Annotated in this window: 12 protein-coding genes and 1 pseudogene; 6 read left to right on the top strand and 7 right to left on the bottom strand. The window is 71.4% G+C overall.

The features are described from left to right. Positions 1-132 precede the first annotated feature (132 nt). Positions 133-3,348 (top strand): tetratricopeptide repeat protein, encoded by a 3,216-nt coding sequence (locus tag ABZ490_RS35495; protein ID WP_358999736.1) that lies wholly within the window; start codon positions 133-135, stop codon positions 3,346-3,348. 175 nt (positions 3,349-3,523) lie between these two features. Here ABZ490_RS35495 and ABZ490_RS35500 read toward each other — a convergent pair whose 3' ends face one another. Both ABZ490_RS35500 and mca read right to left on the bottom strand, forming a co-directional pair. After that, a complete protein-coding gene (locus ABZ490_RS35500; protein ID WP_358999739.1) occupies positions 3,524-3,775 on the bottom strand; it encodes a hypothetical protein in 252 nt (83 codons plus the stop codon). Continuing rightward, positions 3,768-4,628 (bottom strand): mycothiol conjugate amidase Mca, encoded by an 861-nt coding sequence (gene mca / locus ABZ490_RS35505; RefSeq protein ID WP_358999773.1) that lies wholly within the window; start codon positions 4,626-4,628, stop codon positions 3,768-3,770. Before mca ends, ABZ490_RS35500 begins: the two co-directional genes overlap by 8 nt. A gap of 135 nt (positions 4,629-4,763) precedes the next feature. Here mca and ABZ490_RS35510 point away from each other — a divergent pair, with 135 nt between their 5' ends. Together ABZ490_RS35510 and greA are read left to right on the top strand one after the other, a co-directional pair. Continuing rightward, positions 4,764-5,165, top strand: coding sequence for a DUF4307 domain-containing protein (locus ABZ490_RS35510; RefSeq protein WP_358999742.1), 402 nt, complete (start codon positions 4,764-4,766; stop codon positions 5,163-5,165). Positions 5,166-5,342: 177 nt separating this feature from the next. Beyond that, positions 5,343-5,843: a transcription elongation factor GreA gene (gene greA / locus ABZ490_RS35515; RefSeq protein ID WP_358999744.1), complete on the top strand. Its 501-nt coding sequence runs from the start codon at positions 5,343-5,345 to the stop codon at positions 5,841-5,843. Positions 5,844-5,912: 69 nt separating this feature from the next. On the opposite strand, the pseudogene ABZ490_RS35520 reads toward greA, so the two are convergent. The 4 genes and pseudogenes from ABZ490_RS35520 to ilvA form a co-directional block, all read right to left on the bottom strand. Further along, positions 5,913-6,008: pseudogene (locus ABZ490_RS35520) on the bottom strand (phosphotyrosine protein phosphatase); the annotation flags it as partial. Between the two features lie 157 nt (positions 6,009-6,165). Next, a complete protein-coding gene (locus ABZ490_RS35525) occupies positions 6,166-6,990 on the bottom strand; it encodes an ABC transporter permease (protein WP_358999747.1) in 825 nt (274 codons plus the stop codon). Positions 6,991-7,105: 115 nt separating this feature from the next. Further along, positions 7,106-8,068: an ATP-binding cassette domain-containing protein gene (locus ABZ490_RS35530; RefSeq protein WP_358999749.1), complete on the bottom strand. Its 963-nt coding sequence runs from the start codon at positions 8,066-8,068 to the stop codon at positions 7,106-7,108. Between the two features lie 186 nt (positions 8,069-8,254). Beyond that, the gene (ilvA, locus tag ABZ490_RS35535) at positions 8,255-9,484 is read right to left on the bottom strand and encodes a threonine ammonia-lyase (RefSeq protein ID WP_358999753.1); all 1,230 of its coding nucleotides are present in this window, start codon (positions 9,482-9,484) and stop codon (positions 8,255-8,257) included. A gap of 167 nt (positions 9,485-9,651) precedes the next feature. Between ilvA and ABZ490_RS35540 the strand changes: the two genes are divergently transcribed. The 3 genes from ABZ490_RS35540 to ABZ490_RS35550 all read left to right on the top strand — a co-directional run bounded on the left by ABZ490_RS35540 (position 9,652) and on the right by ABZ490_RS35550 (position 11,102). Further along, positions 9,652-10,161 carry a MarR family transcriptional regulator gene (locus ABZ490_RS35540; RefSeq protein WP_358999776.1) on the top strand — a complete coding sequence of 170 codons (510 nt, stop codon included), beginning with the start codon at positions 9,652-9,654 and terminating at the stop codon, positions 10,159-10,161. Between the two features lie 186 nt (positions 10,162-10,347). Beyond that, positions 10,348-10,857, top strand: a complete 510-nt coding sequence (locus tag ABZ490_RS35545; RefSeq protein ID WP_358999756.1) for an RNA polymerase subunit sigma-70 — start codon at positions 10,348-10,350, stop codon at positions 10,855-10,857. Beyond that, positions 10,854-11,102, top strand: a complete 249-nt coding sequence (locus ABZ490_RS35550; RefSeq protein ID WP_358999759.1) for a hypothetical protein — start codon at positions 10,854-10,856, stop codon at positions 11,100-11,102. The genes ABZ490_RS35545 and ABZ490_RS35550 overlap by 4 nt, the downstream gene beginning before the upstream one ends. A gap of 60 nt (positions 11,103-11,162) precedes the next feature. Here ABZ490_RS35550 and ABZ490_RS35555 read toward each other — a convergent pair whose 3' ends face one another. After that, positions 11,163-12,320, bottom strand: a complete 1,158-nt coding sequence (locus tag ABZ490_RS35555) for a cystathionine gamma-synthase (protein WP_358999761.1) — start codon at positions 12,318-12,320, stop codon at positions 11,163-11,165. Between the last annotated feature and the right edge of the window lie 102 nt (positions 12,321-12,422).

Here is a 12,422-nt window from a genome sequence, read left to right on the forward strand (position 1 = left end):
CGGCGGCGGGCAGCGGGGCGAGGGCGGTGTCCGATCGGAAACCCTCCGTAGCCCTTCGCCCTCTCGCGCCACGGGAGGCGTCCGCCGCACACTTGACCGGACGAACGCCGTGCCGCCGGAGGGGGACGGGACATGCGGGACAGTCACAAGGCAGAGGCCGAGCGGTTGTTGGCGCGGGCCGTGGAGGAAGAAGTACGGAGGTCGGGCGGACGGACCGACCGGCAGGCGCTGATGACCAGGGCACGCGGAGCGCTGGACACGATGGCGCAGACCGCCGCCGCGGAGTACGAGGCCTACGCCCGCGCCCTGGACGAACGGGACGCCGGACGGGTCAGCTTCGCGCAGCGGTACGCCAAGGAGGCCGTTGGGCGGACTCCCTTACTGGTGGCCGGAGTTGCCGCCGTGACGACCGCGGTGGCCGACCTCGCGCTCGGAACCGGTCCCGGCACGGCCCTCGGGGCCGGGGTGGCGGTCGGTGTGGTCGGGGCCGCGACGACCGTGGTGAAGGTGGCCGGCGCGCATCTGCCGGCCGCGCACCACCAGGCCGGCCGGGCCGGACAGCCCGGCGGCGCCGAACAGTTGCGGTTGCAGTGGCTGACGGCGCTGGAGGTACGCGGGATCCGCCCGTTCCTGGACCAGCAGCGGGTGCTGGACGCGACGACCGGGCCCCGGCCGGTCCACAAGAAGACGCCCGGCCCCCAGTTGAAGGGCGCGGACAAGAGCGCGGCGGCCCGCGGGCGGACCGTGCTGGAGCAGTCGTTCGGGCAACTGCCCGAACCGGTGGGCCCGTTCGCGGGGCGAAGGGCGGAGCTGGCGCAGATCCGGCAGTGGGTGCAGTCGGCGCGGGCGAGCACCGAGACCAGACCCACGGTCGTCGTGCTGCACGGCCCGCCCGGCAGCGGCCGCAGCGCACTCGCGGTACGCGCCGCACACGATCTGCGCGACCAGTTCCGCGGCGCCTGTGTCGTCGATCTGCGCGGCGACAGCACGCAGGGCACCCCGCTGGCCACCAGGGACGCCCTGCTGCACCTCCTGAACCGCCTCGGCGCACCCCGCGAACAGCTCCTCTTCCGCGAGCGCTCGTCCCCCGACCAGCAGGTCAAACGCCTCGCCGACCTCTACTACCAGCACCTCACCGGCCTGCCGGTCGTCGTCCTCCTCGACGACGCCGGCGACCCCGAGCAGGTGCGCACCCTCGTCCCCGAACGCTCCGACAGCCTGGTCCTGGTCACCGCCCGCGACCCGCTGGACCTCCCCGCCGAGCTGTCCGCCTGGGCCCACCTGCTCCCCGTACGCCCCCTGGAGGCGGCGGGCGCGGAGGAGCTGCTGAGCGCCGCCGCCCAGGACACCTCCGCCCCGTACGACGCCGAATCCGCCGAACGGATACGGGAGTTGTGCGGCGGACTGCCACTGGCGCTGCGCATCGCGGGCTCGTCGCTGGGCCCGCGCTCACCGCGCCGACTGGCCACGGACCTCGGGGCGTACGGCCCGGTCGGCCCCGTCGAGCGCGCCCTGTGGCTGCGCTACACCGACCAGCCCGAGGGCACCCGCCGACTGCTGCGGCGGCTGGCGCTGGCCGGACGGGCCTCACTGGGCGCCGCCGCGGCCGCCGCCCTCCTGGCCACCGACCGCGCGGAGGCCGCCCGGCAGCTGACCGCCCTCGCGGACGCGGGCCTGGTCGACCGGGTCCGCGGCGACCGCTACCGGCTGCACGACCTGGTCCGCGCCTTCGCCCAGGCCCGGCTGCTCGACGAGGAGGAACAGGCCGAGCTCACGGCCGCGCAGGAACGCCTGATCGTCAGCTACGCCGAGCTCGCCGACTCCGTGCTGCGGCTGGTCGACGGCAACATGTCGACCCGCTCGGACCGGTTCACCCCGCACGGCTTCACCTCCCTCGACGAGGCCCTGCGCTGGCTGGACGACGAGTCGAGCTTCATCACCGCGACCCTGCGCCAGGCGGAAGGCGTGCACGAGACCGCCGTACTGAGTCTGCTGGGCTCGCTGTGCGACTACTGCCTGCTGCGCGGCGACCTCTACCGTCTCGGGGAGATCAGCGAGCTGGCCCAGTCGCTCGGCCAGGACCTGCTGGTGCGGTCCGTGCAGTGGCGTACGGGCATCGCGGCCCGGCAGCTCGGCGAGCTGGACAAGGCCCGCACCACCCTGGCCTCGGTCGTCGACCTGTACCTCCAGGCCCATCACGACGCGGGGGCGGCCCGCGCCCTGTGCTCCCTGGGCATCACCCTGCACCACCAGGGCAGCCTCACCGAGGCGGCGGCCAGGCTGCGGGAGGCGATGGACCTCCAGGCCGCGCCCGAGCTGGCCACGGACCGCGCCTGGACCATGCACGCCCTGGCCGCGGTGGAACGCGACCGGGCCCGGCTCGGCGAGGCCCTGGACCTGCTGACCCGCTCCCTCGTGCTGCACCGCGAGGGCGGTTCCGTGCACGGGGAGGCCTGGGCCCACTTCCAGCTCGGCCAGCTCAACCTGCGCCGCGGCGACGTCCCGGCCGCGGAGGCCGACCTCAACCGCGCCCTCGACCTGTACGGCCGTACCCGCGACGAACGCGGTGCGGCGTGGGCCCTGACCCAGCTGGCCCGGGCCCGCATGATCGCCGGTGATCCGGCGCCGGCGGTGGAGGCACTGCGTGCGGCGGCGGCCCGGCACCGCGGCAACGAGGACGCCCGCGGCGAGGCCTGGACCGTGTACTACCTGGGCCTCGCCCTGGAGGAGACCGGCGACCTGGACAGCTCGGTCCGCGAACTCGAACGCTCCCGCTCCCTCTTCTCCCGGATGCGCGACGTCTACGGCCTGGCCTGCGCCCGCCATCACTCGGCCCGCGTCACCCGCGACCAGCGCGCCGCCCAGACCGGCTCGCTGCGCAACTCCGGTTTCGCCCGGCAGCTGCTCGTCGACGCCCGCGCCGACTTCCAGCGCATCGGGGTCTCCCACGGCGAGGCGTGGACCTGTCTGGAACTCGCGATCATCGAGGCGGGCAACGCCCGCGCCCAGCAGGCCCTGGCCCTGTGCGACGAGGCGGCCGGACTGTTCTCCTCCTACGGCGACCGCCGCGGCGAGGACTGGGCCCGCTTCCTGCGCTGCACCCTGCTGCCGTACGGCGCACCGGGCGGCGTGGAGGTCGGCACGGCCGTGGCCCAGGAGGAACTGGCCCAGCTCGTCCGCACCGCCCACCCCTTGCGGGACACCAAACTCTCCGAATCCCTCGCCGCCTACACCGTCCTCCTGGAACGCGGCATCCGCCCGGAAACCGGCTGGCAGGCCTGGCGCCTCGGCCTGGTCCCGGGCCGACACGAGCGGGAGGTGATGGGGGTGGCGGTGAACGAGGCGTAGGCGGGACGGACCCGCGGGCTCAGGGACGGGACGCCTCGGAAACAGGACGGCTCAGGAACAGGAAAGCTCAGGAGCAGGCCGACTCGGGAGCAGGACGGTTCCCGCTCCCGAGCCCGGGCGCCCGGCCGCACATGGCAGGGCCGGCCGCCCGGGTGGCGCCTGGTTCCGGTCGGTCTCAGCCCTTGGCCGGGGAGGCCTTGCCCGTCGGGCCCGGGGCGGGGGCCTCCTCGGCGTCCGGGGTCTCCTTGAAGTCGACCTTGCCCATGTGCTTGTTCATCGACTTCATCAGGGCCCACACCGCCACCGCCATCGCCGCGAACACGATGAAGCCGAGGACACCGGGGGTGACCTTGTTCTCGTCGACCTCCTTGGCGAGGGGGACGAGGTGCGTCATTGCCAGGCTCACGCTTGCGCTCATGTCAGGCATTGTCCCGGACGCCCGCAAAGAGGTCGTCCTCGGGGATGGACGTATCGACGAGAGCCTTCGCGAGCTCGTACTCCTCGGTCGGCCAGACCTCCCTCTGGATGTCCATCGGCACCCGGAACCAGCCGCCGTCGGGGTCGATCTGCGTGGCGTGGGCGATCAGCGCCTTGTCGCGGATCTCGAAGAAGTCGGCGCACGGGATGTGGGTGGTGAGCGTGCGCTCCTTCACCCCGAACTCCTCCCAGCGCTTGAGCCACTCCCCGTAGGGCGACTCCAGGCCCCGGTCGAGCATCGCGTGGTGCAGCGCCTCGGTACGGGGGCGGTTGAAGCCCTGGTTGTAGTACAGCTTCAGTGGCCGGTACGCGGGCCCGAACTCGGCCTCCGGGTACTTCGCGGTGTCGTCCGCGCCCTCGAACGCCACCATCGAGATCTTGTGGGTCATGATGTGGTCGGGGTGCGGGTAGCCGCCGTTCTCGTCGTAGGTGGTGATCACCTGGGGACGGAAGGAGCGGATCTGCTTCACCAGCTCGCCGGCCGCCTTGTCGACGTCCTCCAGGGCGAAGCAGCCCTCGGGCAGCGGGGGCAGCGGGTCGCCCTCGGGCAGGCCGGAGTCGACGAAGCCGAGCCACTCCTGCTTGATGCCGAGGATCTCGCGGGCCTCGTCCATCTCCTTCTTGCGTACCTCGTGGATGTGCTCCTCGATGTACTTGTCGCCCTGAAGCTTGGGGTTGAGGATGGAGCCGCGCTCCCCGCCCGTGCAGGTCACCACCAGCACGTCCACCCCCTCGGACACGTACTTCGCCATGGTGGCCGCGCCCTTGCTCGACTCGTCGTCGGGGTGCGCGTGCACGGCCATCAGTCGCAGCTGGTCAGTCAAGACTCAATCCTCGGTAAGTCGGCGCCCGTGTGAACCGGCGCGATCGCAGGCTTCTATAGTGACCGAATCGGGGGGCGAATAATTCCAGGGCCCTGGCCTGCCGAGAGGACGATCATGAGTACGGCGAGCACGCGCGTGCCGGAAGGCCGCTACGGCCGTGCCTCGGACGAACGGGCCGACCGCACCCTGAAGATCGTGGGCGCAGCGCTGGGCGCGGTCCTGCTGGTGATCGTCGGATACTTCGCCTACCACTACGTCGGCCAGAACAAGATCAGCGCCGAGGTGATCACCTTCAAGGCGACCTCGGACGACGCCGTCGAGGTGCACCTGGAGGTCCGCAAGGACGCGGGGGCGAGCGGCTACTGCACGATCCGCTCCCAGTCGGCCGACGGCGCCGAGGTGGGCCGCGCGGACTTCCGTTTCTCCGGGTCGGACAGCCGGATCGACAAGGTGGTCACGCTCCGCACGACGGCCAAGGGCACCACCGCCGAGCTGCTCGGCTGTCACGCCGACTGAGGACGCCCTGTCCTCCGCATTACGTACGCGCTGACCTGCGTTGACGTAATTCTGATGGCTTATGTCCTCCCCCTTTGCCCGCGGAATTGTTAGGCTCGTGGTTTCGCCCATCCCCTGAGGAACATGCTTGAGGGTAGGGCGATGCTTTGTATTCCCAGTACCGACGAGGAGCACCCTGTGACCCAGACCAGCGAGTCCGTCACCTGGCTTACCCAGGAGGCGTACAACAAGCTCAAGGAAGAGCTTGAGCACCTTACTGGTCCTGCGCGCACGGAGATCGCCGCCAAGATCGCGGCCGCGCGCGAGGAGGGCGACCTGCGCGAGAACGGCGGGTACCACGCGGCCAAGGAGGAGCAGGGCAAGCAGGAGCTCCGCGTGCGCCAGCTGACCCAGCTCCTCGAGAACGCCAAGGTCGGCGAGGCCCCGGCCTCCGCGGACGGCGCCGTGGCACCCGGCATGGTCGTGACGATCGCCTTCGACGGTGACGAGGACGACACCATGACGTTCCTGCTCGCCTCGCGCGAGTACGCGAGCTCCGACGTCGAGACCTACTCGCCGCAGTCCCCGCTGGGCACCGGCGTGATCGGTCACAAGGTCGGCGAGGACGCGGAGTACGAGCTGCCGAACGGCAAGAAGGCCTCCGTACGCATCCTCAAGGCCGAGCCCTACAGCGGCTGAGCCACCACCCCCGACTCCTGACGAGCCCCTGGCGCCCGAGCCGCCGGGGGCTTCGCCATGTTCAGCCGGTCAGGTCAGGTCATTCACCAAGGAGCGGATCCGCTGCTCGATCTCGTCCCGGATCGGGCGGACGGCGTCGACACCCTGACCTGCCGGATCGTCGAGCCCGAGGTCAGCATCAGTGCGGCCAAGGCGGCATCCGGCCGCGGCTGCCAGGAGTGATCCGGACGCGACCCGAGTCCCCTCCCCGATCCAGGAGGGGCTCAAGTGCTCACAGAGTCCGCCCCGCAGCATCCGACAGCAGCGGACGGGGTGACTGTGATCAACCGGCCGCCCGGCGGTACTTGCGGACCGCGAGCGTGCGGAAGATCGCGACGATCACGATCGAGTAGATGATCGAGGCCCAGACGGGATGGGCCATCGGCCAGGCGTCGGACGGGGAGACGCCCGGGTCGCCGAAGAGCTTGCGGCAGGCCTGGACGGTGGCGCTGAACGGGTTCCACTCGGCGATCGGCTGCAGCCAGGACGCCATCTGCGAGGAGTCCACGAACGCGTTGGATATGAAGGTCACCGGGAAGAGCCAGATCAGCCCGCCGGAGGTGGCCGCCTCGGGGGTGCGGACCGTCAGGCCGATCAGGGCGCCGATCCAGGTGAAGGCGTACCCGAGGAGCAGCAGCAGACCGAAGCCGGCGATCACCTTGCCGAAGTTGGTGGGCTCCGCGTAACCGGGACGCCAGCCCACCAGGAGCGCGACGACGGCCAGGACGAGCAGAGTGAGCGCGGTCTGGACGAGGTCGGCCATGGTCCGGCCGGTGAGCACCGCGCCGCGCGCCATGGGCAGCGAACGGAAACGGTCTATCAGGCCCTTGTGCATGTCGTCGGCTATGCCCGCGCCGGCGCCCGCGGTCGCGAAGGTGACGGTCTGCGCGAAGATGCCGGCCATCAGGAAGTTCTTGTAGACGTCCGGGTCGGTGGAACCCCCGATGTTCATCGAGCCGCCGAAGACGTACGTGAAGAGGACCACGAACATGATCGGCTGGATCAGCCCGAAGATGACCATTTCAGGAATCCGGCTCATGCGGATCAGGTTCCTGCGGGCGATGACCAGGGAGTCGTTCATGGCGCTCACTTCACCGGCTCCTTCCATGAGGTGAATCCCGGCCGACACGGGTGAACAGGATGCGGAATCCGTGACATTCGGATCACGTTGCATTTCGCAACGACCAGGGAGGTTCGGGCGGACCGGCCCAGCGGTACGGCGGTCATACCGCGGCCTCGGCCTTCTCCTCGGCGATGTGGCCGGTCAGGGACAGGAAGACGTCGTCGAGGGTCGGGCGGCGCAGACCTATGTCGTCCATCTCTATGCCGCGGGTGTCCAGCTCCCGGATGACCTCGGCGAGGAGCTTGGCGCCGCCGGTGACGGGCACGGTGAGGCAGCGGGTGTGCTCCTCGACGGTGGTCTCGCCCTTGCCGAAGCCGGCGAGCACCTCGCGGGCGACGGGGATCTGCTCGCGCTCGTGGACCACGACCTCGATGCGCTCGCCGCCGGTGCGGGCCTTGAGCTCGTCGGAGGTGCCGCGGGCGATGACCTTTCCGTGGTCGACGACCGCGATGTCGTGCGCGAGGTGGTCTGCCTCCTCCAGGTACTGGGTGGTGAGCAGCAGGGTCGTACCGCCGGAGACGAGGCGCTTGATCACGTCCCACAGGAGCTGGCGGTTGCGGGGGTCGAGGCCGGTCGTCGGCTCGTCCATGAACATGACCGGCGGTGAGACCACGAGCGCCGCGGCCAGGTCGAGCCGGCGGCGCATGCCTCCGGAGTAGGTCTTGGCCGTGCGGTCGGCGGCCTCGGTGAGGTCGAACTGTTCCAGCAGTTCCTCGGCGCGGGCCTTCGCGGCCCTCGCCCTCATCTGGTAGAGCTGGCCGACCATCTGGAGGTTCTCGCGGCCGGTGAGGTATTCGTCGACCGCCGCGAACTGGCCGGACAGGCCGATCGAGCGGCGTACCTCGTTGGGGTGCTTGAGCACATCGAGGCCGGCGACCTCCAGCCGCCCGCTGTCGGGGGTCAGGAGGGTGGTGAGGCAGCGGACCGCGGTGGTCTTGCCCGCGCCGTTCGGCCCGAGGAGGCCGAGGACGGTGCCCTCCGGGACGTCCAGGTCGACGCCGTCCAGAGCCCTTACGTCACCGAAGGTCTTGACCAGGCCTTCGGTATAGATGGCGCCTGGCATAAAAGTTCTCCACGTCTTCGGGGATTCCTTCGAAAAGCCTAGGTTTGCGCTGTTTCGGACGCCCGACGGGCGCCCACACATTCACCATAACGCGATGTATCGCGACTCACAACGGAGTTCGCTCATATGAGTGAGTGAATGGGCTCCCACCTGCACGTTCACCGGATCCCCGGCGCTCGTGACGGGTCAGACGACGACCGTGTACCCCGCGTCGCGCAGGGCCTGACCGACCTCGGCGCAGTGCGCCGGCCCCTTCGTCTCCAGGTGCAGCTCGACCTCCGCCTCGGTCAGCCCGAGCCTCGGATCGGTCCGCACATGGCTCACGTCGAGAACGTTAGCGTCGACCACTGACAACACCCCCAGAAGCGTCGCGAGCGCACCCGGCCGGTCCGTCAGCCGCACGCTGACCGCCAGGTAGCGGCCCTGCGCGGCCATGCCGTGCCGCAGCACCCGCTGCAGCAGCACCGGGTCGACATTGCCGCCGGACAGCACCGCGACCACCGGGCCGTCGAAGGCACCGGGCTCGCTCAGCAGCGCCGCGACCGGACTCGCCCCCGCCGGTTCGACGACCAGCTTGGCCCGCTCCAGGCACAGCAGCAGCGCGGCGGACAGCTCGCCCTCCGACACCGTGCGCACCTCGTCCACCAGCTCGCCGACGATCCTGAACGGCACGTCACCGGGCCGGCCGACCTTGATCCCGTCGGCCATCGTCGCCGGCGCCTCGATCGACACCGGCCGCCCGGCCGCCAGCGAGGGCGGATACGCCGCCGCCCCCTCCGCCTGCACGCCCACGATCCGCACGTCCGGCCGCTGCGACTTCACCGCGACCGCGATGCCCGCCGCGAGACCCCCGCCGCCGATCCCGACGACGACCGTGCCGACCTCAGGACACTGCTCCAGGATCTCCAGGCCGACCGTCCCCTGGCCCGCGATCACATCGGCGTGGTCGAAGGGATGGATGAACACCGCGCCCGTCCGCTCCGCGTACTCCTGCGCGGCGGCCAGCGTCTCGTCGACCACCTGACCGTGCAGGCGCACCTCCGCGCCGTACTCCCGGGTCGCGCTGATCTTCGGCAGCGGGGCCCCCTTGGGCATGAACACCGTCGAGCGCACGCCCAGCAGCGACGACGCCAGGGCCACGCCCTGCGCGTGGTTGCCGGCGCTCGCCGCGACCACCCCGGCGGCCCGCTCCTCCGGCAGCAGGCCCGCGATCCGCACATACGCGCCGCGCAGCTTGAACGATCCCGTCCGCTGGAGGTTCTCGCACTTGAGGAGCACCGGCGCCCCGACGAGCTGGGACAGATGCCTGCTGCCCTCCATCGCCGTCATGCGCGCCACGCCCGAGAGCATCTTCTGTGCGCCGCGCACATCGTCGAGGGTGACGGGCCGCAAGGAGTCAGCCGTGCCATAGCTCATGACATCAGCATCGCAGTTCACAGGCGGGAACGGCCGCTGTGACCAACCACCGAGACTGGTTTCCGCAGCGCCGGTACGGCCCGGCTTCCGGCCGCGTACTCTGTCCCCCATTCCTGACAGCACCCCCTTCATGAAGTGAGCCCCCGGCCATGCCCACAACACCTGGAATGTCGATGGACATGACGACCGTCGGTGACACCGGTCTTCTCGACACGCTGCAGCACGAGGTCGCGGTCTTCGCACGCCGGGCCGAACAGACCCGCCTGGGCGGTGTCGGGCAGGTGCGCAACTCCATGGACCGCGCCGCGTACCTGCTGCTCAACCGTCTCGACAAGGAAGGCCCCATGGGCGTCAAGGCGCTCGCGGCGAGCATGGGGATCGACTCGTCGACCGTCACCCGGCAGGTGGCCCCTCTCGTCGACACCGGCCTGGTCAAGCGGACCTCGCACCCCGAGGACGGGCGGGCCGTGGTGCTCCAGCTGTCCCCGCGCGGGCAGTCGCGGCTGGAGGAAGTACGTTCTTCCCGGCGGCAGTTGATGGCGGAGCTGACCGAGGACTGGGCCCCGGAGGAGCGGGAGGCGTTCTGCTCCCTTCTCACCCGCTTCAACGTCGCCCTGTCCACCCGCATGGCCGCCCAGGGCGTCCCGGGCGCGGAACCGGCACCGGCCGCTTCCTGACCACCGGGGCACGCGCGCGTGCGTGGTTCTCGTACGCGGCATGCATACGGCGCGTGCGCGGCTCTTGACCGAAAGCCCACCCCTGGCCTCAGATGAGACCGGGTCCCTCCGGGCCGTACGCGGTGCCGCACCCGTGCTGCGCGGGGATCCGTTTCCAGGGGGTCGCCGGCAGGCGGGAGGCTCGGGATGCGAGAGAGGCGTACGGTCCAGGAAGCCCGCCGGGTCCGGGAGTTCGAGGCTTTCCTGGCCGGGGCGGGCGGACGGCTGCTGCGGACCGCCACCCTGCTCACCGCGGAGACGGCGGAGGACAACCCGCGCGCGCGGCGCCTGCTGACCCACGCCCTCGCGCACACGTACGCGTGCTGGGACCGGCTGCGCGGCGAGGATCCGTACAACCACGCGCGGGAGTGCCTGGCCGTTCGCTTCGAGCGAGGGTCCTGGCACCGGTACGGCGTGGTGCCGTTCGGCCGTGCGCGCGCCCGGCCCGCCGGCCCGCTGGCCGTGCTCTCCGCCCAGCAGCGGCTCGTCCTGGTCCTGCGGCTGCACGAGGGGGTCGCCGAGGAGCAGGTGGCGGCGCTGCTGGGGCTGCCCCCGGACCGGGTCCACCTGATCGTCGACCGGGCGACCACGCTCCTGCTGCACCCGCCGCGCGGACCGGCCCCCGCGCGCGTGGGCGCGAAGGCGGCCGCCTCGTGAACCGGCCCGAACGGGAGGCCGCCGTACGGCAGATGATGGAGCGGACCACGCCGCGGGTCCCGGCCGATCTCCCCGCGGACGTGCTCCGGCTGGGCGGCCGGATGCTACGGCGCCGGACGATCGCCCTGCGGCTGCTGTGGCTGCTGCTGTTCGCGGCGACCGTGGCGTTCGTGGTCTGGGCGGCCACGGCCCGTCCCTGGGTGGAGCCGCCCTCGGAGACGACTCCACCGGTCACCGGCTGGTGACCACCGCACGGCGGTCCTGACCCAGGCCTCGCCCGGTCCTGGCTCGGGCCTCGCTCGGGGCTACTGGCCCAGGGCCTGCTGAAGGTCCTCGAGCAGGTCGTCGACGTTCTCGATGCCCACGGAGAGCCGGACCAGGTCGGCGGGCACCTCCAGCGCGGAGCCCGCGACCGAGGCGTGCGTCATCCGGCCGGGGTGCTCGATGAGGGACTCGACGCCGCCCAGGGACTCGCCGAGGGTGAACACCTTGGCGCGGTTGCAGACCTCGACCGCCGCCTCCTCGCCGCCGGTGACGCGGAAGGAGATCATGCCGCCGAAGGACCGCATCTGCTTGGCCGCGACCTCGTGACCGGGGTGCTCGGGCAGACCCGGGTAGAGCACGTGCGTCACGCGCGCGTGGCGGGTCAGCATGTCGGCGACCTTGGTGGCGTTCTCACTGTGCCGGTCCATGCGCACCGACAGCGTCTTGGTGCCGCGCAGCACCAGCCAGGAGTCGAAGGGCCCGGCGACCGCGCCCATCGCGTTCTGGTGGAAGGCCAGCTCCTCGCCGAGCGTCTCGTCGGCGGTGATCAGCGCGCCGCCGACGACGTCGGAGTGGCCGCCCATGTACTTGGTCAGGGAGTGCACGACGACGTCCGCGCCGAGCGCCAGCGGCTGCTGGAGGTAGGGCGTGGCGAAGGTGTTGTCGACGACGAGGCGCGCGCCCGCCTCCCGGGCGATCTGGGCGACGGCGGCGATGTCGGTGATGCCGAGCAGCGGGTTGGAGGGGGTCTCCACCCACACGGCCTTGGTCTTCGGGGTGATCGCGGCCCGTACGGAGGCGGGGTCGCTGGTGTCGGCGACCGACCACTCGACGCCCCAGCGGGCGACGACCTTGGCGAAGAGGCGGAAGGTGCCGCCGTACGCGTCGTTGGGGATCACCACGTGGTCACCGGGGCTGAGCAGCGTACGCAACAGGCAGTCCTCGGCCGCCAGTCCGGAAGCGAACGCAAGTCCTCGGCGGCCGCCCTCGAGGGCCGCGAGGTTCTCCTCCAGGGCGGTGCGGGTCGGGTTGGCGCTGCGGCTGTACTCGTAGCCGCCGCGCAGGCCGCCGACGCCGTCCTGCTTGTAGGTCGAGACCTGGTAGATCGGCGGGACGACCGCGCCGGTGAGGGGATCGGCGGTGTTGCCCGCGTGGATCGCGAGGGTCTCGAAGTGCTGACTGATGTGCCTGTCGCTCATGAGCACCGAGGGTAGTGCGCTCGCGGGGGGGGGGGGCGGGCGCCCCCCCGCCCCCCCCCCCCCGGGGCCCCCCGCCGCGAGCCCCCCCAACCCCCACAGAAC

The sequence above is a fragment of the Streptomyces sp. NPDC005811 genome (genome assembly GCF_040630405.1).
Classification (GTDB): Bacteria; Actinomycetota; Actinomycetes; order Streptomycetales; family Streptomycetaceae; genus Streptomyces.

Coding starts and splice junctions, on each gene's coding strand:
- ABZ490_RS35495 (WP_358999736.1), top strand. CDS start 133: ATGCGGGACAGTCACAAGGCAGAGGCCGAGCGGTTGTTGGCGCGGGCC.
- ABZ490_RS35500 (WP_358999739.1), bottom strand. CDS start 3,775: ATGCCTGACATGAGCGCAAGCGTGAGCCTGGCAATGACGCACCTCGTC.
- mca (WP_358999773.1), bottom strand. CDS start 4,628: ATGGCCGTGCACGCGCACCCCGACGACGAGTCGAGCAAGGGCGCGGCC.
- ABZ490_RS35510 (WP_358999742.1), top strand. CDS start 4,764: ATGAGTACGGCGAGCACGCGCGTGCCGGAAGGCCGCTACGGCCGTGCC.
- ABZ490_RS35525 (WP_358999747.1), bottom strand. CDS start 6,990: ATGGAAGGAGCCGGTGAAGTGAGCGCCATGAACGACTCCCTGGTCATC.
- ABZ490_RS35530 (WP_358999749.1), bottom strand. CDS start 8,068: ATGCCAGGCGCCATCTATACCGAAGGCCTGGTCAAGACCTTCGGTGAC.
- ilvA (WP_358999753.1), bottom strand. CDS start 9,484: ATGAGCTATGGCACGGCTGACTCCTTGCGGCCCGTCACCCTCGACGAT.
- ABZ490_RS35540 (WP_358999776.1), top strand. CDS start 9,652: ATGTCGATGGACATGACGACCGTCGGTGACACCGGTCTTCTCGACACG.
- ABZ490_RS35545 (WP_358999756.1), top strand. CDS start 10,348: ATGCGAGAGAGGCGTACGGTCCAGGAAGCCCGCCGGGTCCGGGAGTTC.
- ABZ490_RS35555 (WP_358999761.1), bottom strand. CDS start 12,320: ATGAGCGACAGGCACATCAGTCAGCACTTCGAGACCCTCGCGATCCAC.